Genomic DNA, 21,209 nt, shown 5'->3' with positions numbered 1-21,209 from the left:
GATCATGGCGCGCTCGCTCGCCTCACGCGCAGGGCTTTACGCCCTGCGTTTTCTTGCCATCGCCTTCAGCCTGATCGCGGGGATTGGCGCCTTCATCCTGTTCCTGCAGTTCGGCTCGGTCGACGGGATCGACGCGCTCGATGTGACGCGGGCGGTCTTGATCCTGATCTCAACGCAATGGCTGGCGCTGGGGGCCACGGTCGCGATGATCGGCCTGCCCAGCCGCGCCCGGCCGCCGAAATACGACCCGAAGGCCCCGATCAGGGGCCGCACCGTCGTTCTGGTCCCGGTCTATAACGAAGATCCGCTGGTGACATTCGCCCGGATCGCCGCGATGGATGCCTCGCTGGCGGCCACGGGCGATGCGGCTTCGGTGCATTTCGCCGTTCTGTCCGACACCCGCAACGATCTGATCGCGGCGCGGGAAAAGCTGATCTTCGCGCGCCTCGTGGCGGAACGCAACGCGGTGGGCCGTTTCTTCTATCGTCGGCGCGAGCTGAACACCGGCAAGAAGGCGGGCAATATCGAGGATTTCATCACCCGTTCGGGCGGCGCCTATGATTACGCCGTGATCCTCGATGCCGACAGTCTGATGGAAGGCGAGACCATTCTGCAAATGATCCGCCGGATGGAGGCCGAACCGCGTCTCGGCCTGTTGCAGACCCTGCCCAAGGTGATCCGGGCGCGGTCGCGCTTTGGTCGGGCGATGCAATTTGCCGCCTCGTTCTTCTCGCCCGTCTTCGCCCGGGGTCTGGCCATGGTGCAGGGCGAAACCGGCCCGTTCTGGGGGCACAATGCCATCGTGCGCACCCGCGCCTTTGCCGAAAGCTGCGGCCTGCCCGCGCTCAAGGGCAAGCCGCCCTTTGGCGGTCACGTGATGAGCCACGATTACGTCGAAGCCGCGCTGCTGGCGCGGGCGGGCTGGATCGTGCGGCTTGATGACGATCTGGGCGGCAGCTACGAGGAAGGCCCGGAAAACATCGTCGATCACGCCAAGCGCGACCGGCGCTGGTGCCAGGGCAACCTGCAGCACAGCCGGATCATCGGTGCCCCGGGGCTGCGGCTGTGGTCGCGTTTCGTCTTCTCGCAAGGGATCATGGCCTATATCGCGCCCCTGTTCTGGGTGGGGTTCATCCTGGCCTCGATCGCCGCGCCGCTGCTGGCGCCGCCGCCGGATTACTTCCCGACGCCTTACTGGCCGATTCCCTATTTCCCGCCCTCCGAAGCCTCCAAGGCGATCAGCCTTGCCATCGGCATCTTCGGTCTTCTGTTCCTGCCCAAGGTGCTGATCGCCACGCGGATGGCGCTGACGGGTGCGGCAAAAGGTTTCGGGGGGGCGGCGCTCGGCTTTGCGTCGACGCTGTCGGAACTGGCGCTCTCGTCGATCACCGCGCCGGTTCTGCTGATGTATTCGACGCGTTCGGTGCTGCAGGTGGTGATGGGCCGCGACGGTGGCTGGCCCACCAACAACCGCGGCGACGGCACGCTCAGCCTCAAGGACAGCTTCGCCGCCTCGCATTGGATCGTCACCATCGGCCTTGTCGGCCTTATGACGACGTGGTTTTTCGCCCCCGGCCTGCTGTTGTGGCTGCTTCCGGTCGGTCTGCCGATGGTGTTTTCGCCGCTGATCCTGTCCTGGTCCTCGCGGCCCTCGCGGTCACGGCTGATGGGGGTTCCCAGCGAATATGCGAAACCGGCCGTGGTGAAGCTGCATGACGAAGTGCTCAATCGTTGGGCACTTGACGCCGAGACCGAACAGGAACAAGACGCGCGACAACCGAAGAAAGAGTTGTCCGCGCATCATGGCTGATCACACCCACGCACCGCTTGCCAGCGGCGCCCGCGACCCCCGGCTGGACTTCTTCCGGGGCGTCAGCCTCGTGATGATCTACATGAACCACGTGCCGGGGACGCTCTACGAGAACTTCACCTCGCGCAATTACGGTCTGTCCGACGCGGCCGAGGGCTTCGTCTTCATGTCGGGCTGCGCCGCGGCGCTGGCTTACGGGCCGAAGATCAAGGACGGGCTGAACTGGCCCGGCATCCGCAAATGCTGGGGCCGGGCGTGGTTGCTTTATCTGGTGCATATCTTCATCTCGGCCTGGGCAATCGCGATTGCCGCCGGGGCGACGCTGTGGTTCGGCGGCGGCGAGATGCTGAAACACAACGCTTTCGGCCCGCTGACCGAGACCCCCCTCGCCTTCCTTGTCGGCATCGCGACGCTCGGCCATCAGCTTGGCTATGTGAACATCCTGCCGATGTATGCGGTTCTGCTGCTCTGGGCGCCGTTCCTGATCCGCTTGGGACAGCGAAAACCGATGGGGCTTTTGGCCTTTACCGTCGGGCTTTGGGCCTTCGCGGGCTGGTATGGGCTCGATCTGCCGAATTATCCCTTTGACGGCGGCTGGTTCTTCAACCCGTTCTCCTGGCAGCTTCTGTTTTCGCTGGGCATCCTGACCGGGCTTTTCCTGCGCCGGGGCGAGCGGTTCGTGCCGATCTGGAAGGCGCTGATGGTGCCCGCGGTGATCTGGCTCGTCTTCAGCGCCTTCTGGGCGCAATCGCCGGAGCTGCAGGCGACCTTCGGCCATGTGATCTGGACGATCCTGCAATATGACGTGCCCCGCTTCCTCGTCGATTTCGACAAGACCTATGTGTCCGGGCCGCGGCTGACGCATTTCCTGGCGCTGGCCTATATCCTGTCGCTGCCCTGGCTCGTGCCAGCCATCGCCGCGTCGCGCGTGATGAAGCCGATCCGCACCATGGGCAAGCAGGGGCTGCAGGTCTTTGCGCTGGGGACCGTGCTGGCGATCTTCAGCCAAGCGGTGAAGACCTCGCATCCGGGCGGGTTCTGGCAAGATACCGTGTTGATCCTGGGCGGGCTGACCGTGCAATGGGCCTTTGCCGCCGTGCGCGAATACATCAAGCCGCATTCGACCGCGCCGGAAACGGCGGGGGTCTGAGACCTCGGTTCGGGCGGATCAGGAAAAGCACCGCTTTTCCCCGCCCGCCGGGGCAACCGCGGGGACAGGACCGGTTCCACAAGCCTGACAGAGGGCAGCGCCCAGCCCCGGCGGGCGAGAAGCGCCCGCCATGGGCGGGGCGGGCGCTGCCCGAGGGCCTTTGGGCCCCCGGGGGGTCACGGGGCAAATGCGGCGCGTGACCTCGGCAATGGCCTCGGTCAGATCAAGCCGCGCTTAGCCCCCCGGGTCCAGCCGCACCGCGGCCGAGCGCAGCGCTTTCAGCGCCGCCTGCACTTTCGGCGTGCGGTGCAGATCGACATGGGTCACCAGCCAGAACGGGCTGTCCCAATCCGTCATCGGCGCCACCACCTCGACCAGCCGCGGAATCGCCCGGCCCTGCAGCACCGGCAGGAAGCCAAGCCCCAGCCCCGCCTCAATCGCCGCCTGCTGCGAGGCCATCTCGTTGGCCATGAACACCATCGCCTCGGGCGGCACCTGCCCCGCCAGCCAGCGGAAGAACGGCGCCCGGCTTTCGCGGCTGTCCGGCCCGACGAAGCGATGCCCGGCCAGATCGTTCGGCCCCTTCGGTCGCCCGTGCCGCTCGATATATTCCGGCGCCGCATAAAGCGCGGTGCGGTTCACGCCCAGCTGGCTGACCACATTGTCGGGCTCGGTCGGCCGTGCCCCCGCCCGGATCGCCACATGCGCCTCGCCATATTCCAGCCGGAACACCCGCGGATCGGTGATGTAGCGCAAAACCAGGGCCGGATGCGCCCGCATCAGCTCGGCCATCGCGGGCATCACCAGCGCGGCCAAGGCGGGCAGCGAGGTGATGATCAGCTCGCCGCGCATTTCCTCGCCTGCCCCGGCGATGCGGGCGGCCAGCTGCGCAAACTGATCCTCGGTCGCCTGACCGACGGCCAGCAACTGCTGCCCCGCCTCGGTCGGCGTGTATCCCCGCGGATGGCGTTGAAACAGTTTCGTGCCAAGACGCGTTTCAAGCGCATCGACATGGCGGATGACGGTGGCGTGATGCACCCCCAGAACCTCCGCAGCCCCTGACACCGTTCCCATCCGGGCGACCTGATAGGCGGTCCGGATCTCGTCCCAGTTCTCGAAGCGCATTTGTGCACCCATGAACAAATATGCCTGAAGCATGTGTATTTTGTTTGGATATGCAATTACGCACTTCGCCGCGGGCAGGCAAGTCCCCGCGCCTCTTGCGGCTCTGCCCGGGCTGACGTTGACTCCCCCGGGTTTTTCGCGTAACTCACCCCAGATTCCCCGGAGGTTCGGTTCCTCCGGTCCTTGCGGGTGCAAGGATCGCCACCAGTCAGCGCGTTGCGCCCACTGGTGCGCTTGTCGTTGATCGGCCGCGACCGCGGCGCAGGAGGGCACGATGTTCGAGTCTCTTTCCGAACGCCTTGGCGGGGTGTTCGAGCGGCTGACGAAACAGGGCGCGCTGACGGCCGAGGACGTCAAGGTGGCGATGCGCGAAGTCCGCACCGCCCTTCTGGAAGCTGACGTCTCGCTGCCCGTGGTGCGGGACTTCGTGAAGAAGGTCGAGACCAAGGCCACCGGCGCGCAGGTGACGAAATCGATCACCCCGGGTCAGCAGGTCGTCAAGATCGTCCATGACGAGATCGTCGCGATGCTGTCGGGCGAGGATGCCGCCGATGCGCTGAAGATCGACAACCCGCCCGCGCCGATCCTGATGGTCGGCCTGCAGGGCGGCGGCAAGACCACCACCACCGCGAAACTCGCCCGCCGCCTGAAGGAACGCGAAAAGAAACGCGTCCTGATGGCGTCCCTCGACATCTACCGCCCGGCCGCGATGGAGCAGCTGGCGATTCTCGGCACGCAGATCGGCGTCGACACGCTGCCGATCGTGCCCGGCGAAACCGCCGTGCAGATCGCCAAACGGGCCAAGACCCAGGCCGCGATGGGCGGCTATGACGTCTATCTGCTCGATACCGCGGGCCGTCTGCACATCGACGAAGTGCTGATGGGCGAGGTGCAGCAGGTCCGCGACGCCGTCTCCCCGCGCGAGACGCTGCTGGTCGTTGACGGTCTGACCGGTCAGGTCGCCGTCGAAGTGGCGCAGGAATTCGACGACAAGATCGGCATCACCGGCGTCGTCCTGACCCGGATGGACGGCGACGGCCGCGGCGGTGCGGCGCTGTCGATGCGCGCCACCACCGGCAAGCCGATCCGCTTCGTCGGTCTGGGCGAAAAGATGGATGCGCTTGAAACCTTTGAGGCGTCGCGGATCGCGGGCCGCATCCTGGGCATGGGCGACATCGTCGCGCTGGTCGAGCGGGCGCAGGAAGTCTTTGAAAAGGAACAGGCCGAGCGCATGATGCGCCGGTTCCAGAAGGGCCTTTTCAACCTCAACGACATGAAATCCCAGCTCGAGCAGATGCAGAAGATGGGCGGCATGCAGGGCGTGATGAGCATGATGCCCGGCATGGGCAAGATGGCGAAACAGGCCGAGGAAGCCGGGTTCGACGATCGCACCATCCGCCGTCAGATCGCGATGATCAATTCGATGACGAAAAAGGAACGCGCGCATCCCGAGCTGTTGCAGGCCAGCCGCAAGCGCCGCGTGGCGGCGGGGGCGGGCGTCGATGTCGCCGATCTGAACAAGCTTTTGAAGATGCACCGGCAGATGGCCGACACGATGAAGAAGCTGGGCAACATGAAGGGCGGCATGCTGAAACAGGCGATGGCCGCGATGCAGGGCAAGTTCGGCGGCCTGCCCGGCAAGGACGAGATGGACCCGGCGAAGATGGAGGAAGCCGCCAAGGCGATGGCCTCGATGAAGGGTCTGCCGGGGGCGATGCCGGGCTTGGGCGGGCTGAAACTGCCGCCGGGCCTTGCCGGTCTGAACATGGGCAAGAAGAAGTAACATGGTCGCCCTTTCCCCCACGCCGGTGATCGAGACCTCCCGTCTGGTGCTGCGCGCGCCCGGCGGGCGGGATTTCGCTGCCTGGCGGAAGTTCTTCCTGTCCGACCGCAGCCGCTTCATCCGCCCCGAAACGGTCGACGAGGCGCTGGCCTGGCGGGCCTGGTCGGGCGTGATCGGCCATTGGGTGATGCGCGGCTGGGGCAGCTTCGTCGTCACCACCCATGACAGCGACGCGGCCCTTGGCATGACCGGCCCCTGGGCGCCGATCAACTGGCCGGAATATGAAATCGGCTGGACGCTCTGGTCGGACGAGCACGAGGGCAAGGGCCTGATGACCGAGGCGGCGAAAGCCACGCTCGATCACGCGTCCCGCACCCTGAAGTGGTCGACCGCGGTCAGCTACATCCCCCCCGACAATATCCGCTCGATCCGTCTGGCGGAGCGTCTGGGCGCCGTCCTTGACCCCGAAGCCCCCGGATATCCCGGGGAAAAACCGGCCTGTGTCTATCGCCACCGCAAACCGGAGGATCTGGCATGAGCGATGCCACCGCCCGCGCCGCCGAAGTGCTGCGCGAACACCGCGCCTCGATCGACCGGCTGGATGCGATCATCGTCTACACGCTGGCCGAACGGTTCAAGCGCACCCAGGCGGTGGGCAAGCTCAAGGCCGAACATGACCTGCCGCCCTCTGACCCCGCACGCGAGGCGCAGCAGATCGAACGTCTGCAACAACTGGCGACCGAGGCCGATCTTGACCCCGAATTCGCCCGCAAATTCCTGTCTTTCGTGATTTCGGAAGTGATCCGGCATCACACGTCGTTCCAGAAATGATGGGCCCGCAAGGCCCGCTCACAGCCATCTGAAGGAGAAATAGCATGGCCATGAAAATCCGTCTCGCCCGTGGCGGTTCCAAGAAACGTCCGCATTACGCGATCGTCGCGTCCGATTCGCGTATGCCGCGCGACGGCCGCTTCCTGGAAAAGCTGGGCACCTACAACCCGCTTCTGGCCAAGGACAGCGAAGACCGCGTCAAGATGAACATGGAGCGCGTGCAATACTGGCTCGCCCAGGGCGCGCAGCCGACCGACCGCGTCGCCCGCTTCCTGGAAGCGGCCGGTGCGATGCCGAAAACCGAACGCGCCAACATGAAAAAAGCCGAGCCGGGCGCGAAAGCCAAGAAACGCGCCGAGGAAAAAGCCGCCAAGGCCGCCAAGACCGAAGAATAATCTTCGCTCTCCCGGTTTCGGGGTTTCATGCGGGCCGGGCAGCGATGTCCGGCCTGTCGTCTTCCGGAGGGATCATGTCGAAAACCGATCGTGTCTGCGTCGGCGCCATCGCCGGGGGCTTCGGCGTCAAGGGCGAAGTGCGGCTGAAAAGCTTCTGCGCCACGCCCGAGGACATCGCCGCCTATGGCCCGCTTTATTCCGAAGACGGCACCCGCAGCTTCACCGTCAGGCTGACCCGTCCGGTGACGGGCGGTCTGGGGGCGCGGCTTTCCGGCATCGCCACCAAGGAAGAGGCCGACGCGCTGAAAGGCGCGACGCTCTGGGCGGATCGGGACCGGCTGCCGCATCTGCCCGATGACGAGTTTTACCACGCCGATCTGATCGGCCTGCCGGTGCAGGACACCGGCGGCGCGCTGATCGGCACCGTCCGCGCCGTGCTCGATTTCGGCGCGGGCGACATCCTCGAGGTGCATGTGCCGGGCCGCAAGACGACGCTGATGCTGCCCTTCACCCGCGCCGTCGTGCCCACCGTCGATCTGACCGCGGGGCGCATCATCGCCGACCCGCCCGAGGAACTGGATTGATGCAGGTCTTCCTGCATCTCGGCTTGCACAAGACCGGGACCTCCTCGGCACAGCTTTTCCTGCAGGAAAACCGCGAACTTGTCTGGCCGCGGGCGGCTTTGGTTCTGCCCGGCCGGATCCGCGCGGTGGAACAGGCGGTCTTTGCGCATCATTATGACCGCGATGCGGGCTCTCTGGCGGCGATCACGGCGGCGATGCGGGATTTTCTGGGCACGCTGGTTCTGGGGCCGAAACGGCGGATCGTGATTTCGTCGGAAAACCTGCTCGGCCCGATGCCGCGGGGACTGACGCCTGCCCCCTATCCCGATGCGGCGGCGATCCTGCGCGCGCTGATCGCGGGGTTCGACCACTTCGACTGGCCGGTCGAGGTGACGCCCTATCTTTCCACCCGCGCGCAGGATCCCTGGGTGGAAAGCCTTTGGGCGCATCACGTGCGCAAGGATCAGCCGATCCCCTTCCTCGAGGATCTGGAGACCTTCCGCAGCCGGATGACCCGGATCTCGCAGGCCGAGCAGATCGACCTTTTGCGCCGCGATCCGGCCGGCCTGCGGCTGGTGACGCAGGATGTCTCGGGCTTTGACGGCCTGCCCTTTGGCGCCGGGCAGCCGTTTCTCGATTTTCTGGGGCTGAGGCCGGATCAACGTGCCGCGCTCCGGCCGGTCTCTCGCCGCAACGTCGCGCCGCCGCGCGCGGTGACCGAGGCGCTTTTGGCGCTGAACCGTCAGGGCTTGGGCGAGGCCGCACTGGCCGCGGCGAAACGGGCGCTTCTGGCCGAAGCGGGCCAGGACAGGACAAGCGAAGAGGACGAGGCATGAGCGATCCCGAAGACACCCCGCCGCCGCCGCGCAAGGGCGCGCTGAAGCTGACGACGGCGGAACTGGTCGAGGCCGAGACGCCCGAGGTCGCGCCCGCGCGCTCGCACGGGCGGCGGGCGGTGGTGACCGCGCTTTCGGGCAAGGTGAGGCCGCGCGATCTGATGGCGGAGGTCGAGGCCGTCGCGGGGGTCTGGACGGCGAAGATCGTGACGCTGTTCCCCGAGGCTTTTCCGGGTGTTCTGGGGCTGAGCCTGACCGGCAAGGCGCAGGACGCCGGGCTGTGGCGGCTCGAAACCATCGATCTGCGGCCCTTTGGTCTCGGCAAGCATCGCAACGTCGATGACACGCCCGCGGGCGGCGGCGCCGGGATGGTGCTGCGCGCCGATGTGGTGGCGGCGGCGCTCGATCATGCCGCCGCGGGCACGCCCGCCAGCCGCGCCGACTGGCCGGTGATCTACATGTCGCCCCGCGGCAAGCCCTTCACGCAAGGCCACGCCCGGCGTCTGGCGGCGGCGCAGGGGGTGACGATCCTCTGCGGGCGGTTCGAGGGCGTGGATGAGCGGGTGCTGGAGGCTTACGGGGTCGAAGAGGTCTCGATCGGCGATTTCGTTCTGACCGGCGGCGAGATCGCGGCGCAGGTGGTGATCGACGCCACGGTGCGGCTGCGCGAGGGGGTGCTGGGCAATGCGGAAAGCGCCACCGAGGAAAGCCATTCGAACGGGCTTCTGGAACATCCGCAATATACGCGGCCTGCCGAGTGGCACGGCCGCGCCATCCCCGAGGTGCTGATGTCGGGCAATCACAAGAAGATCGCCGAATGGCGGCGAGCGCAGAGCGAAGCTTTGACGCGGGACCGGCGGCCGGATTTGTGGGAGAAGTTCGGCAAGTGATTTCGCCTCGGCTGCGCCGAGGCGACCCGCCGGGGGCTCCGCCCCCGGACCCCCGGGATATTTGAGGCAAGATGAAATGGCCTGCCATTGTCCCTCCGGTTTGGGCCGCATAGTCTTGCGCGGTGACAAGGAGGGATTTCCGATGGCCGTCCCCGGATCAAAAGCCGAGTTGCTGAGCGCCATTGCGACAAGCTTCGACAAGCTGATGCAGGATTGCGAGAGGGTTCCGCCGGAGCGGGCGCGAGAGCTGTCGATGACGGGCCATGTTGCCGGATCGGTGATCTCTCCGGCGGATCTGGTGAGCTATCTGATCGGCTGGAACGAGCTTGTTCTGAAATGGCTCGACCGGGATGACCGCGGCGAGACGGTCGATTTCCCCGAAACCGGCTTTCAATGGAACCAGCTGGGCGCTTTGGCGCAGAAATTCTACCGCGATCATCACGCTCTGGACTGGCCGAAGCTGCTGGAACGCCTCTCCGTGGCGCAAGCCGGACTGATACACGCGGTGGCGGCGCGGTCGGAGGAGGAGCTTTACGGGCGGCTGTGGTATGGCAAATGGACGAAAGGCCGGATGATCCATTTCAACTCGGCCTCGCCTTACGCCAATGCGCGCGGGCGGCTGCGCCGCTGGCTGAAGGAGAGGACATGAGCGCGCCCGCCCCACTTCCCCCTTGATCCGCCGCCCGTTTCCCCGTATGCCGCGCTGGTCCGGGCCGGAATCGGCTCTCGGACCCTTTTCCTTTGCCTGCGGCGGTCTTCTTCGACCACAGCATGGGGCCTTGGACGGGGCTTGAACAGGACGAACGATCCTCCGGCGGGCGCCCCTGGCAACAGGCGCGGACCCGGGCGAAGACCGGAGCTCTCGGGCGGCGACACCTTTGCGGACATAACCGCAAGCAACGAAAGGATTTGCGATGAACCTTATCGCGCAACTCGAGGCGGAACAGATCGCCGCCCTCGGCAAGACCATCCCCGACTTCAAGGCTGGCGACACCGTGCGCGTCGGCTACAAGGTGACCGAAGGCACCCGCTCGCGCGTGCAGATGTACGAAGGCGTCTGCATCGCCCGCAAGGGCGGCTCGACCATCGCGGCCTCGTTCACCGTGCGCAAGATCTCGTTCGGCGAAGGCGTGGAACGGGTGTTCCCGCTCTACTCGACCAACATCGACAGCATCGAAGTGGTGCGTCGCGGTCGCGTCCGTCGTGCGAAACTCTACTACCTGCGTTCGCGTCGCGGCAAATCGGCTCGGATCGCCGAAGTCACCAACTACAAAGCCAAAGCCGAATAAGGAGCGGGACGATGAAAGCCGATACCCACCCGAATTACCACTTCATCACCGTCAAGATGACCGACGGCTCGGAATATCTGACCAAGTCCACCTGGGGCAAGGAAGGCGATACGATGGCGCTCGACATCGATCCGCTGGCGCACCCGGCCTGGACCGGCGGTTCGGCCAAGCTGATGGACACCGGCGGCCGCGTGTCGAAGTTCAAGAACAAATACGCCGGCCTCGGTTTCTGAGCTGCCGCGTGACTGTTGCGAAAGGGCGCCTTCGGGCGCCCTTTTGTTTGCGCGGCGCCACCCGACCGCCAGAGGGGGCTCCGCCCCCCTTTTCCTTGGCAAAATACGCTGGGGGGGTGCGGGGGGCGAAGCCCCCCGCGGGTCGCCTCGGGCTTGCCCGAGGCGAAACACCCCCGCGACCGTTCAAACCCTTTGCGCCTCCCCCCTTGCACCGGCGCGCTTCCTTCGGTAGCCGGAGCGTCCTATAAACGCGCGGGCCGTCTGAGGGCCGCAAGACGGGGTGGATTCGTGGCGCATATCATCGTTGTCGGCAATGAAAAGGGCGGCTCGGGCAAATCCACCACCTGCATGCATGTGGCCACCGCTCTGGCGCGCATGGGCAAGAAGGTCGGCGCGCTCGATCTCGACCTGCGGCAGCGCAGCTTCGGCCGTTATGTCGAGAACCGGCTGGCCTTCCTGGCGCGCGAGGGGCTGGACCTGCCCTCGCCCGAATACCGCGAACTGCCCGAGGCCGATGCCGCGACGCTTGCCCCCGGCGAAAACCCCTATGACCACCGGCTGTCCTCGGTCGTGGCCGAGCTGGACCCGGTCTGCGATTTCGTGGTGATCGACTGCCCCGGTTCGCATACCCGCCTCAGCCAGGTGGCGCATTCGCTGGCCGACACGCTGATCACGCCGCTCAATGACAGTTTCATCGATTTCGACCTGCTTGCCCGGATCGACCCCGAGACCTCCAAGGTCACCGGCCCCTCGATCTATTCGGAAATGGTCTGGTCGGCGCGGCAGCTGCGGGCGCGGGCGGGGCTGAAGCCGATCGACTGGCTGGTGCTGCGCAACCGGATGAGCTCGCAGCAGGCGCATAACAAGCGCAAGGTCGGCGAGGCCTTGGAGCAGCTGTCGAAACGCATCGGCTTTCGCGTCGCGCCCGGGTTTTCGGAACGGGTGATCTTCCGCGAGCTGTTCCCGCGCGGCATGACGCTGCTTGATCTGCGCGATCTGGGCGTGGAGAACCTGAACATCTCGAACATCGCGGCGCGGCAGGAGCTGCGCGATCTGGTGCGCGATCTCAACCTGCCCGGCGTGACGGTCGATTTCTGATCAGAGGGCGCGGCGCGGCGCGACGAAGCGGAAGGGCGACAGCGGCCCGTGCAGCCGCCCCGGCGCGACCCCTTCGGCCAGAAGCGACAGGCGGGTCGCAAAGACCGCATCTTCGGACGACCGCCATTTCGCGATCAGGGCCAGGAGCTTGCGTGCCATTTTGGTCTCCATTCCGGTTGGCCCGCCCAGTCTTGTCCGCCATTGCGGCCAAAGCGTGACCGGGGAAGGGAGAGAGCGGGGCCTTTGCGCCGCGGCCCGGTTGCGATCTTGCGCACGATCCCGTGATCGGCGCCCCGGCCCGGCGTCAGTGCCGATGACAAACGCCGGAAACCGCTATCTCCTGCGTAAGACCTCTGATTGCCATGACGGCGTCGATTGGACCGGACCCGATGCGAAAAAGACACCTGATTGCCCTCTCCCTCGTGTTGATGCTGGCAGCGGCCGGGGCTGCGGTCTGGACGCTTGGCACCGCCGAAGAGCCGCAGGCGCCGCTGACCGCCACCGTCACCCGCGCCGATCTGTCAAAGACGGTCCTGGCCTCGGGCACGATCGAGGCGGCGCAGCTGGTCTCGGTCGGTGCGCAGGTTTCGGGGCAGCTGCAGACGCTGGCCGTGGCCCTGGGCGACCGGGTGCAAAAGGGCGATCTGATCGCCCAGATCGACAGTTCCGACCAGCGCGCCGATGTCGCCCGCGCCGAGGCCGCGCTGAAGCAGCTGCAGGCGCAGATCCGGGCCAAGGAGGCCGCGATCCGGGTGGCGGAACTGTCGCTGACCCGGCAGACGACGCTGAATTCCAAAGCGCTGAGTTCGGATGAAACCCGCGAAACCGCCGAAGCCACGCTGGATGTGGCTCAGGCCGAGCTTGAGGGGCTCAAGGCGCAGCTGGACGAGGCGCAGGTGACGCTCAGCTCCTCGCAGACCGAGCTGGCGCGGACGCGGATTTCGGCGCCGATCTCGGGGACGGTGGTGGCGATCGTGTCCGAGGAAGGCACGACGCTGAATGCCAACACCTCCAGCCCGACGATCGTGAAACTGGCCGAGCTGGACCGGATGGTGGTCAAGGCGGAGATTTCCGAAGCCGATGTGGTGGCGGTGAAGCCGGGGCAAGCGGCGGAATTCACGCTGAATTCCTCGCTGACGAAAGCCTTTTCCGCAACCTTGCGGGCGCTGGAACCGGCCCCCGCCAGCATCGAGACCTCGGACACGATCGATACCGACGAGGCGATCTATTACAACGCGCTGCTGGATGTGGCGAACCCCGACGGCATCCTGCGCATCGGCATGTCGGCCGAGGTGACGATCACGCTGGAGGCCCGCAAGAACGTGCTGACGGTGCCGGTGACGGCGATCCCGCGGGTGTCGGGCGGCAAGGCCGAGGTGGCGGTTTACGACCCGGCGACCGGGCAGAACACGCCGCGGCAGATCGGCGTCGGCATGATGACCGATACGCTGGCCGAGGTGACCTCGGGGCTGACCGAGGGCGAGGCGGTGGTGCTGCCCTCGATCTCGGCGGCGAATTCCGACACCGGCCGCCGCAACCGGCCGCCGATGATGGGGTTCTGAGATGGACGCGCCGATCATTCGCCTGCGCGGCATCGGCAAGGATTACGTGATCGGCGACGAGGCGGTCTCTGTCCTGCGCGGCATCGATCTGGACATCTGGCGCGGCGATTACGTCGCCATCATCGGCGCTTCGGGGTCCGGCAAATCGACGCTGATGAACCTGATCGGCTGTCTCGATCACCCGACGCGCGGCAGCTATGCCTATGACGGGCAGGATGTGAGCGGGCTTGACAATGACGCGCTGGCCAAGCTGCGGCGCGAACATTTCGGCTTCATCTTCCAGCGTTATCAGCTGCTTGGTGCGCTTTCGGCGGTGGGCAACGTGGAAATCCCGGCGATCTATGCGGGCACCGAAGCCAGCAGGCGCCAGCCCCGGGCCGAGGAATTGCTGACCCGGCTCGGCCTTGGCAACCGGCTGCACAATCGCCCGTCGCAGCTCTCGGGCGGGCAGCAGCAGCGGGTCTCGGTCGCGCGTGCGCTGATGAACGGCGGCGAGGTGATCCTGGCCGACGAACCCACCGGCGCGCTGGACAGCGTCTCGGGCACCGAGCTTTTGCATCTTTTCGACGATCTGCACCGGCGCGGCCATACGATCGTCGTGATCACCCATGATCCCGACGTTGCCGCCCGGGCCAGCCGCATCATCCAGATCCGCGACGGTGCGATCCTCTCCGACAGCCGCCCCGGCCCCCCCGCCCCCTCGGCGGCGGCGCTGGACCGCCCGACGGTCGAGCGCGCCGGCCCCGGCGCCTTTGTCGGGCGCCTGGGCGAAGCCGCGCGGATGGCGGTCAAGGCGCTTGCCGCGCATCGGCTGCGCAGCTTCCTGACCATGCTCGGCATCATCATCGGCATCGCCTCGGTGGTGTCGGTGGTGGCGCTTGGCAAGGGCAGTCAGGAAAAGGTGCTCTCGGGCATCTCGGCGCTGGGGACCAACACCATCACCATCCGCCCCGGCACGGGCTTTGGCGACCGCATGGCCAGCCGCATCCGCACCCTTGTCGTGGCCGATGCAGTGGCACTGGCGGCGCAGCCCTTCACCGCCTCGGTCAGCCCCGAAATCAGCACGCAGAAATCCGCGACGCTGGGCGCCATCACCACCTCGGTCTCCTTGCGCGGGGTTTCGGCGGGCTATTTCGACGTTGGCGGGTTCACCCTGCGCGAGGGCATGCTGATCGATCAGGCGATGATCGACGCCCGCGCGCAGGTGGCCGTGCTGGATGCCGAGGCTTACAAGGCCTTCTTCCCGCAGGGCGGCTCTGTCCTTGGCAAGACCATCCTGATCGGCAAAGTGCCCTTGCGCATCATCGGCCGGGTCGAGGCGACCAGTTCCGGCTTCGGCCCGACGCAGGTGCGCGTCTTCACCCCCTTCACCACGGCTTCGGTGCGGATCACCGGCTCGAACACGATCAATTCGATCGCGGTGAAAGTGGCCGACACCGTGACCATGGCCGATGCCGAGGGGCAGATTTCCGCGCTGATCGAGCAACGCCACGGCAAGAAGGATTTCTTCTTGCAAAACGCCGACACGATCCGCAACACGATCACCCAGACGACGCAGACGATGACCATTCTCGTCGCCGCCATCGCGCTGATTTCGCTGGTGGTGGGCGGCATCGGGGTGATGAACATCATGCTGGTGTCGGTCACCGAACGCACCGCGGAAATCGGCGTGCGGGTGGCGGTCGGCGCGCGCCGATCCGACATCGTGGCGCAATTCCTGATCGAGGCGGTGCTGATCTGTCTTCTGGGCGGGCTTCTGGGCGTGGCGCTGGCACTTGCGGCGGGGCAGGTCTTCAACAGCTTCCAGACCGCGATGAAGCTCTCGTTCTCGGCCCCTGTAGCGGCGCTGGCCTTCCTGTGTTCGTCGCTGATCGGGGTCAGTTTCGGCTTTCTGCCTGCCCGGGCGGCGGCCAAGCTCGACCCTGTCGAGGCGCTGGCAAGGGACTGAGAAGACGCGACGAATTGGCCCGGCCCCGAAATCGGACTGGCGCGGATTGTGATCTTTGCGCAGGATGGCTGACGCGACGGCAGGCGCCGCCGCGTTCAAGGGCGGCCGCCCCTCGGCCTGGCCGCCACAGCCAAGGAACAGGTCATGGAAACCGATCGCGAGGCCCATATCGCCTTTCTGGAGACGGTCCACCCCTACGACACCCTGCCGCGCGAGGAGCTGGAAACCGTTGCCAGCGCCTTTCGCCGGATGGAGTTCCGGCCGGGCTCGCTGATCTATGTCTATCAAACGCCGATCGGCGGGCTTTATCTGGTGAAACAGGGCGCGGTCGAGATCACCGACGGCAATGGCGGGCTGGTGTCGCTGCTCGGTCCGCGCAATTCCTTTGGCGAACGCGGCATCCTGCGCGACGGGCTGGCGGCGACGCAGGCGAAGGCCAGCGAACAGACGATCTGCCTTGTGCTGCCCACGCCGACCTTCAAGCGGCTGATCGAGACCTATCCGGCCTTTGAACGCTTTTTCAACCGCAAGCGCGGCGAGAAGGTCTCGACCGATATCGCGACGCAGAAGGTCGCCGATCTGGTGGCGCGCAAGCCGCTGGCCTGCACGCCCGAGACGACGGTTCTGACGGCCGCGCGGATGATGCGCGACGCGCATGTCTCTTCGCTCGGTGTCGTCGACCCGGGCGAGCGGCTGCTGGGCATCGTCACGCAACGCGATCTGTCGAACAAGGTGCTGGCCGATGGCCTGCCCACCGGGACCGCGGTGGCGGCGGTGATGACGGCGGGGCCGGTCAGCCTGCCGCCGACGGCTCTGGGATCCGACATCCTGCATATCATGCTGGAACGCCGCATCGGTCATCTGCCGATCACCGAGGACGGCCGCTTTGTCGGCATGATCACCCAGACCGATCTGACCCGGTTTCAGGCCGTCTCTTCGGCCATGCTGATCCGCGACGTGGTATCGGCCGAGACGCTCTCCGAGATGACCGCGGTGACCGAACGCATCCCGCAGCTTCTGGTGCAGCTGGTGGGCGGGCATCACGGCCCGGATGTGGTGACGCGGCTCATTACCGACATCGCCGATGCGGTGACGCGGCGTCTGCTGGTGATGGCGGAACGCCAGCTTGGCCCGCCGCCGGTGCCCTATCTGTGGCTCGCCTGCGGGTCACAGGGGCGGCAGGAGCAAAGCAGCGTCTCGGATCAGGACAATTGCCTGATCCTGGATGACCGGGTGACGGCGGCCGACATGGCGTATTTCCGCGCCCTCGCCAAGATCGTCTGCGACGGGCTCCATGCCTGCGGCTATGCGCATTGCCCGGGCGAGATGATGGCGACCAATCCGCGCTGGTGCCAGCCGCTGCGGGTCTGGCGCGATTATTTCGCGGGCTGGATTTCGCGCCCCGACCCGGAGGCGCAGATGCTGGCCTCGGTGATGTTCGATCTGCGCCCGATCGGCGGCGGCGGCATCGCGATGTTCGAGGATCTGCGGGCGGAAACTCTGGCGATGGCGGCGCAGAATTCGGTCTTTGTCATGCACATGACGGCGGCGGCCCTGAAACACGCGCCGCCCCTTGGCCTCATTCGCAGCTTCGCCACGATCCGCTCGGGCGAGCACAGGAACCACATCGACATGAAGATGAACGGGGTGGTGCCGGTGGTGGACCTTGCGCGGATCTATGCGCTGCAGGGGCGGCTTTTGCCCACGAACACCCGTGCCCGGCTGAAGGCGGCCGAGGAAGCCGGGGTGGTTTCGGCCGCAGGCGCCCGCGATCTGATCGAGGCCTATGATCTGATCGCGACGATGCGGCTGGAAAATCAGGCGGTTCTGATCAAGGCCGGGCGGGCGGCGGACAATTTCCTCGCTCCCTCGGACCTCAGCGATCTGGAACGCTCGCATCTGCGCGATGCCTTTGTGGTCGTGCGCACGATGCAGTCCGCCATCGGCCATGGCCGCGCGGCAGTGAGCTGAGGGGGGACCCCCTCAGCGTTTCTTCATCGCATCAAGCAGCGCCGCGCCGAAACCGCCGGTGGCCTGGCTCGTCTTCGGCCCGGCCGACATCGGCTGGCGCCCCTTCGGGCCCTTTTGCGGCTCCGGCCCGCGGGCGGCCCGGTCCTCGCGCGCGGAAGTGCCGCCATCCTTGCGCATCGTCAGCGCGATGCGCTTCCTTGCCACATCGACCTCGGTCACCCGGACCTTGACCACATCACCGGCCTTGACGACCTCATGCGGGTCTTTGACGAAACGGTCGGCCAGCTGGCTGATGTGGACGAGCCCGTCCTGATGCACGCCGATATCGACAAAGGCGCCAAAGGCCGCGACGTTCGTCACCGTGCCTTCCAGCTGCATGCCCGGTTTCAGGTCCTTGATATCCTCGACCCCCTCGGCAAAGGTCGCGGTGACAAAGCTGGGCCGCGGGTCGCGACCGGGTTTTTCCAGTTCCGCCAGAATGTCGCGCACGGTGGGCAGGCCGAATTTCTCGGTGACAAACTCCTGCGGGCGCAGTTTCGCCAGCGCCGCACTGTCGCCCATCAGCGCGCGGATATCGCGGCCGCAGGCCTTCACGATGGCGCGGGCGACATCATAGGCCTCGGGGTGGACCGAGGAGGCATCGAGCGGCTCGGTACCTTCGGTGATGCGCAGGAACCCCGCGCATTGCTCGAACGCCCGCGGCCCAAGGCGGGACACTTTCAGCAATTCCTTGCGGCTTTTGAAGGCGCCATTGGCATCGCGATGCGCGACAATCGCCTCGGCCAGCCCCGGCCCGAGGCCCGAGATATGCGCCAGAAGCGGCGCCGAGGCGGTGTTGAGATCGACGCCCACCGCGTTCACCGCATCTTCGACGACGCCTTCCAGCGCCCGGCCCAGCTTCGACTGATCCACGTCATGCTGATACTGGCCGACGCCGATGGACTTCGGCTCAATCTTCACCAGTTCGGCCAGGGGGTCCTGCAACCGCCGCGCAATCGACACCGCGCCGCGCAGCGACACGTCGAGATCGGGGAATTCCTTCGCCGCCAGTTCGGACGCCGAATAGACCGAGGCCCCGGCTTCGGACACGACAACCTTGGTCGGCGGCTTCACCGAAGCGGGCAGCAGTTTCAGCGTTTCCGCCACCAGCCGCTCGGACTCGCGGCTGGCGGTGCCATTGCCGATGGCAATGAGGTCCACCTTATGCGCGGTGATCAGCCGGATCAGCGCCGCCTGCGTGCCGCGCAGATCGGATTTCGGCGGGAAGGGATAGACGGTCTCGGTGGCCAGCAGCTTGCCCGTCGCATCGACGACCGCAACCTTGCAACCGGTGCGAATGCCCGGATCCAGCCCCAAAGTCGTCTTCGCCCCGGCCGGGGCGGCCAGCAGCAGATCCTTGAGATTGCGGGAGAAAACCTTGATCGCCTCGTCCTGCGCGCGCCCGCGCATGTCCGAGAGCAGATCCAGCATCATCGACAGGCTCAGCTTCACCCGCCAGGTCCAGCCCGCCACGCCGCGCAGCCAGACATCCCCCGGCGCCTGGGTCTTGGCGTCCAGCGCCGCGGCCACCATCGCCTCGGCGCGGGCGACGCCGTCCTCGTCGGGGCCGATATCGAGCGTCAGCACGCCTTCATTCGAGCCGCGCAGCATGGCAAGCGCGCGGTGGCTGGGCACATCGGCCCAGCGTTCGCGGTGGTCGAAGTAGTCCGAGAATTTCGCGCCCTTTTCCGCCTGCCCCTCGACCAGCTTCGCGGTGATCACGGCCTCGCGCGCCAGAAAGTCGCGCAAGGACCCCAGCAGCGCGGCGTTTTCCACCAGCCCTTCGGCGACGATTTCCCGCGCGCCGGTCAGCGCCTCCTTCACCGTGGCAACAGCCTCGGACAGATAGCCCTCGGCCAGCTTTTCCGGCGCTGCCTTGCGGTCGGCAAAGATCGCCTCGACCAGCGGCCCCAGCCCGTTTTCCCGCGCGATCATCGCTTTCGTGCGGCGTTTGGGCTTGTAGGGCAGATACAGATCCTCAAGCTCCGCCTTGGTCTCGGCCCGGGCCAAGGCCAGCGCCAGCTCATCCGTCATCTTGCCCTGTTCGGTGATCGAGGCGACAATCGCCGCCCGCCGCGCCTCGCGTTCGCGCAGATATTCCAGCCGTTCCGCGAGCTTGCGCAGCTGCGTGTCATCCAGCCCCCCCGTCACCTCCTTGCGGTAACGCGCGACAAAGGGCACCGTCGCGCCTTCATCAAGCAGTCCCACCGCGGCGGTGACCTGCGCGGGGGTCGCGGCGATTTCCTCGGCGATGGTGCGGGCAATGCGGGTGGCGGTGTCCATGGGGTCCTCCGTTCGGCCGGAAGCGTGATGTAGCCGCCCCGCCGCGAGGGGGCAAGCCTTGACACTTCCGCCCGGTCGCGTCCCATTGCGCAAAAGGAGTCCGACATGACCGAATTCTGCCCCCGCCTTGAAGAGCGCCTGTGCCGCTACGCCGCCGTCGACACCCAAAGCGACGAGGAAAGCCCGTCCTCGCCTTCGACCGCGATTCAGCTGAACCTGGCCCGGATGCTGGCCGAGGAGCTGACCCGGATCGGCGCCGCCGAGGTGACGGTGACCGACTATGGCGCCGTGCTGGCCACCGTGCCCGCAACGGCCGAAGGCCCGGTGATCGGCATGCTGGCGCATATGGACACCGCCCCCGCCTATCACGCGGCAGGCGTGAAACCGCGGGTCATTCGCGGCTACAACGGCGGCGAGATCACTTACCCCGATGCCCCCGGTCTGGTGAATTCGCCCGCCGCCAACCCTTACTTGGGCGAGAAGCTGGGCCATGACCTGATCACCGCCTCCGGGCTGACGCTGCTGGGCGCCGATGACAAGGCGGGGGTGGCGATCCTGATGACGATGGCCGAGCATCTGATCGCCAACCCGCAGATCCCGCATGGGAAACTGCGGATCGCCTTCACCCCGGACGAGGAAATCGGCCGCGGCGTCGACGCCCGCCTGCCCGCGGATCTGGGCGCCGATTTCGCCTATACGCTCGATGGCGGCGCGGTGGGCGAGATCGAATATGAAAGCTTCTCGGCCGATGGCGCCAAGGTGAAGGTCAAGGGCGTGTCGACCCATCCGGGCACTGCCAAGGGCAAGATGGTGAATGCGCTCCATCTGGCCGCGAAGATCATCGAGATGCTGCCGCAGGCGACCCAAACCCCCGAGGTGGTGGACGGCCGCGAGGGCTTTTGGCACATCACCAACATCGCCGGCACCGCGGCCGAGGTCGAATTTTCGATCATCCTGCGCGATTTCGAGCTTGATGGCCTCACCGCGCGGGGGGCGCTCTTGCAACAAGTCTGCGCCGCGGTGGCGGCGACCGAGCCGCGGGCGGAAATCACCTGCACGATCAAGCCGCAATACCGCAACATGCGCTATTGGCTGGAACAGGACATGACCCCGGTCGATCTGGCCCGCAAGGCCTGCCGGGCCGAGGGGATCGAGCCGCTGTCGGTGCCGATCCGCGGCGGCACCGACGGCTCGCGGCTGACGGAAATGGGCGTGCCCTGCCCGAATATCTTCACCGGCATGCAGGACATTCACGGGCCTTTGGAATGGGTCTCGGTGCAGGACATGGAGAAGGCGACGCAGGTCTGTTTGCGACTGGTGCAGCTGGCGGCAAAGCCGGTGTGACAGCCTGCCGCAGCCGGGATTGCGCCTTTCGACCGATGGCCGCGACGAAAGTTGCGGCC

General features: G+C 66.4%; 20 protein-coding genes. 17 read left to right on the top strand and 3 right to left on the bottom strand.

What is annotated here, in order from left to right; all coding sequences use genetic code 11:
* Window positions 1-4: 4 nt before the first annotated feature.
* On the top strand, window positions 5-1,810 hold the full coding sequence (gene mdoH, locus RCAP_RS01905) for a glucans biosynthesis glucosyltransferase MdoH (RefSeq protein WP_013066118.1): 1,806 nt from the start codon (window positions 5-7) through the stop codon (window positions 1,808-1,810).
* Entirely contained in the window at window positions 1,803-2,960 is a 1,158-nt protein-coding gene (locus tag RCAP_RS01900) for an OpgC family protein (protein ID WP_013066117.1), read from the top strand. The genes mdoH and RCAP_RS01900 overlap by 8 nt, the downstream gene beginning before the upstream one ends.
* Window positions 2,961-3,194: 234 nt before the next feature.
* Here the strand turns inward: RCAP_RS01900 and RCAP_RS01895 are convergent, their stop codons facing one another.
* On the bottom strand, window positions 3,195-4,085 hold the full coding sequence (locus RCAP_RS01895) for a LysR family transcriptional regulator (RefSeq protein WP_013066116.1): 891 nt from the start codon (window positions 4,083-4,085) through the stop codon (window positions 3,195-3,197).
* A gap of 274 nt (window positions 4,086-4,359) precedes the next feature.
* Between RCAP_RS01895 and ffh the strand changes: the two genes are divergently transcribed.
* The 11 genes from ffh (at window position 4,360) to RCAP_RS01840 (ending at window position 12,003) form a co-directional block, all read left to right on the top strand.
* Window positions 4,360-5,868 (top strand): signal recognition particle protein, encoded by a 1,509-nt coding sequence (gene ffh / locus RCAP_RS01890; protein ID WP_013066115.1) that lies wholly within the window; start codon window positions 4,360-4,362, stop codon window positions 5,866-5,868.
* 1 nt (window position 5,869) lies between these two features.
* A complete protein-coding gene (locus tag RCAP_RS01885) occupies window positions 5,870-6,406 on the top strand; it encodes a GNAT family N-acetyltransferase (RefSeq protein ID WP_013066114.1) in 537 nt (178 codons plus the stop codon).
* A complete protein-coding gene (locus RCAP_RS01880; protein WP_013066113.1) occupies window positions 6,403-6,699 on the top strand; it encodes a chorismate mutase in 297 nt (98 codons plus the stop codon). The genes RCAP_RS01885 and RCAP_RS01880 overlap by 4 nt, the downstream gene beginning before the upstream one ends.
* Window positions 6,700-6,743: 44 nt before the next feature.
* Window positions 6,744-7,094 (top strand): 30S ribosomal protein S16, encoded by a 351-nt coding sequence (gene rpsP / locus RCAP_RS01875; RefSeq protein ID WP_013066112.1) that lies wholly within the window; start codon window positions 6,744-6,746, stop codon window positions 7,092-7,094.
* A gap of 74 nt (window positions 7,095-7,168) precedes the next feature.
* Window positions 7,169-7,678 carry a ribosome maturation factor RimM gene (rimM, locus tag RCAP_RS01870; RefSeq protein WP_013066111.1) on the top strand — a complete coding sequence of 170 codons (510 nt, stop codon included), beginning with the start codon at window positions 7,169-7,171 and terminating at the stop codon, window positions 7,676-7,678.
* Complete coding sequence (locus tag RCAP_RS01865; RefSeq protein WP_013066110.1) at window positions 7,678-8,493, top strand: hypothetical protein; 816 nt, start codon at window positions 7,678-7,680, stop codon at window positions 8,491-8,493. Before rimM ends, RCAP_RS01865 begins: the two co-directional genes overlap by 1 nt.
* Entirely contained in the window at window positions 8,490-9,383 is an 894-nt protein-coding gene (gene trmD, locus RCAP_RS01860; protein ID WP_013066109.1) for a tRNA (guanosine(37)-N1)-methyltransferase TrmD, read from the top strand. The genes RCAP_RS01865 and trmD overlap by 4 nt, the downstream gene beginning before the upstream one ends.
* 142 nt (window positions 9,384-9,525) lie before the next feature.
* The gene (locus RCAP_RS01855; protein ID WP_013066108.1) at window positions 9,526-10,032 is read left to right on the top strand and encodes a ClbS/DfsB family four-helix bundle protein; all 507 of its coding nucleotides are present in this window, start codon (window positions 9,526-9,528) and stop codon (window positions 10,030-10,032) included.
* Between the two features lie 265 nt (window positions 10,033-10,297).
* Window positions 10,298-10,672: a 50S ribosomal protein L19 gene (gene rplS / locus RCAP_RS01850; RefSeq protein ID WP_013066107.1), complete on the top strand. Its 375-nt coding sequence runs from the start codon at window positions 10,298-10,300 to the stop codon at window positions 10,670-10,672.
* Between the two features lie 11 nt (window positions 10,673-10,683).
* The gene (rpmE, locus tag RCAP_RS01845) at window positions 10,684-10,905 is read left to right on the top strand and encodes a 50S ribosomal protein L31 (RefSeq protein WP_013066106.1); all 222 of its coding nucleotides are present in this window, start codon (window positions 10,684-10,686) and stop codon (window positions 10,903-10,905) included.
* Window positions 10,906-11,193: 288 nt separating this feature from the next.
* Complete coding sequence (locus tag RCAP_RS01840; protein WP_013066105.1) at window positions 11,194-12,003, top strand: division plane positioning ATPase MipZ; 810 nt, start codon at window positions 11,194-11,196, stop codon at window positions 12,001-12,003.
* Here RCAP_RS01840 and RCAP_RS19475 read toward each other — a convergent pair whose 3' ends face one another.
* Window positions 12,004-12,162, bottom strand: a complete 159-nt coding sequence (locus RCAP_RS19475; protein WP_013066104.1) for a hypothetical protein — start codon at window positions 12,160-12,162, stop codon at window positions 12,004-12,006.
* Between the two features lie 230 nt (window positions 12,163-12,392).
* Here RCAP_RS19475 and RCAP_RS01835 point away from each other — a divergent pair, with 230 nt between their 5' ends.
* The 3 genes from RCAP_RS01835 (at window position 12,393) to RCAP_RS01825 (ending at window position 17,484) form a co-directional block, all read left to right on the top strand.
* The gene (locus tag RCAP_RS01835; RefSeq protein WP_013066103.1) at window positions 12,393-13,565 is read left to right on the top strand and encodes an efflux RND transporter periplasmic adaptor subunit; all 1,173 of its coding nucleotides are present in this window, start codon (window positions 12,393-12,395) and stop codon (window positions 13,563-13,565) included.
* Window position 13,566: 1 nt separating this feature from the next.
* On the top strand, window positions 13,567-15,513 hold the full coding sequence (locus RCAP_RS01830; protein WP_013066102.1) for a MacB family efflux pump subunit: 1,947 nt from the start codon (window positions 13,567-13,569) through the stop codon (window positions 15,511-15,513).
* 144 nt (window positions 15,514-15,657) lie between these two features.
* Window positions 15,658-17,484, top strand: coding sequence for a DUF294 nucleotidyltransferase-like domain-containing protein (locus RCAP_RS01825; RefSeq protein ID WP_013066101.1), 1,827 nt, complete (start codon window positions 15,658-15,660; stop codon window positions 17,482-17,484).
* A gap of 12 nt (window positions 17,485-17,496) precedes the next feature.
* Here RCAP_RS01825 and RCAP_RS01820 read toward each other — a convergent pair whose 3' ends face one another.
* Complete coding sequence (locus RCAP_RS01820; protein WP_013066100.1) at window positions 17,497-19,806, bottom strand: Tex family protein; 2,310 nt, start codon at window positions 19,804-19,806, stop codon at window positions 17,497-17,499.
* Window positions 19,807-19,911: 105 nt separating this feature from the next.
* Here RCAP_RS01820 and pepT point away from each other — a divergent pair, with 105 nt between their 5' ends.
* Complete coding sequence (pepT, locus tag RCAP_RS01815; protein ID WP_013066099.1) at window positions 19,912-21,150, top strand: peptidase T; 1,239 nt, start codon at window positions 19,912-19,914, stop codon at window positions 21,148-21,150.
* The last annotated feature ends 59 nt before the right edge of the window (window positions 21,151-21,209 follow it).

The organism is Rhodobacter capsulatus SB 1003 (genome assembly GCF_000021865.1).
In the GTDB taxonomy this organism is placed as follows: Bacteria; Pseudomonadota; Alphaproteobacteria; order Rhodobacterales; family Rhodobacteraceae; genus Rhodobacter; species Rhodobacter capsulatus_B.
This window is presented reverse-complemented; position numbering and strand designations above follow the sequence as displayed.

What these genes read in the sequence shown, in the direction of transcription:
- mdoH (WP_013066118.1), top strand. Translation starts at nt 5, where the DNA reads ATGGCGCGCTCGCTCGCCTCACGCGCAGGGCTTTACGCCCTGCGTTTT.
- RCAP_RS01900 (WP_013066117.1), top strand. Translation starts at nt 1,803, where the DNA reads ATGGCTGATCACACCCACGCACCGCTTGCCAGCGGCGCCCGCGACCCC.
- RCAP_RS01895 (WP_013066116.1), bottom strand. Translation starts at nt 4,085, where the DNA reads ATGCGCTTCGAGAACTGGGACGAGATCCGGACCGCCTATCAGGTCGCC.
- ffh (WP_013066115.1), top strand. Translation starts at nt 4,360, where the DNA reads ATGTTCGAGTCTCTTTCCGAACGCCTTGGCGGGGTGTTCGAGCGGCTG.
- RCAP_RS01885 (WP_013066114.1), top strand. Translation starts at nt 5,870, where the DNA reads ATGGTCGCCCTTTCCCCCACGCCGGTGATCGAGACCTCCCGTCTGGTG.
- RCAP_RS01880 (WP_013066113.1), top strand. Translation starts at nt 6,403, where the DNA reads ATGAGCGATGCCACCGCCCGCGCCGCCGAAGTGCTGCGCGAACACCGC.
- rpsP (WP_013066112.1), top strand. Translation starts at nt 6,744, where the DNA reads ATGGCCATGAAAATCCGTCTCGCCCGTGGCGGTTCCAAGAAACGTCCG.
- rimM (WP_013066111.1), top strand. Translation starts at nt 7,169, where the DNA reads ATGTCGAAAACCGATCGTGTCTGCGTCGGCGCCATCGCCGGGGGCTTC.
- RCAP_RS01865 (WP_013066110.1), top strand. Translation starts at nt 7,678, where the DNA reads ATGCAGGTCTTCCTGCATCTCGGCTTGCACAAGACCGGGACCTCCTCG.
- trmD (WP_013066109.1), top strand. Translation starts at nt 8,490, where the DNA reads ATGAGCGATCCCGAAGACACCCCGCCGCCGCCGCGCAAGGGCGCGCTG.
- RCAP_RS01855 (WP_013066108.1), top strand. Translation starts at nt 9,526, where the DNA reads ATGGCCGTCCCCGGATCAAAAGCCGAGTTGCTGAGCGCCATTGCGACA.
- rplS (WP_013066107.1), top strand. Translation starts at nt 10,298, where the DNA reads ATGAACCTTATCGCGCAACTCGAGGCGGAACAGATCGCCGCCCTCGGC.
- rpmE (WP_013066106.1), top strand. Translation starts at nt 10,684, where the DNA reads ATGAAAGCCGATACCCACCCGAATTACCACTTCATCACCGTCAAGATG.
- RCAP_RS19475 (WP_013066104.1), bottom strand. Translation starts at nt 12,162, where the DNA reads ATGGCACGCAAGCTCCTGGCCCTGATCGCGAAATGGCGGTCGTCCGAA.
- RCAP_RS01835 (WP_013066103.1), top strand. Translation starts at nt 12,393, where the DNA reads ATGCGAAAAAGACACCTGATTGCCCTCTCCCTCGTGTTGATGCTGGCA.
- RCAP_RS01830 (WP_013066102.1), top strand. Translation starts at nt 13,567, where the DNA reads ATGGACGCGCCGATCATTCGCCTGCGCGGCATCGGCAAGGATTACGTG.
- RCAP_RS01825 (WP_013066101.1), top strand. Translation starts at nt 15,658, where the DNA reads ATGGAAACCGATCGCGAGGCCCATATCGCCTTTCTGGAGACGGTCCAC.
- RCAP_RS01820 (WP_013066100.1), bottom strand. Translation starts at nt 19,806, where the DNA reads ATGGACACCGCCACCCGCATTGCCCGCACCATCGCCGAGGAAATCGCC.
- pepT (WP_013066099.1), top strand. Translation starts at nt 19,912, where the DNA reads ATGACCGAATTCTGCCCCCGCCTTGAAGAGCGCCTGTGCCGCTACGCC.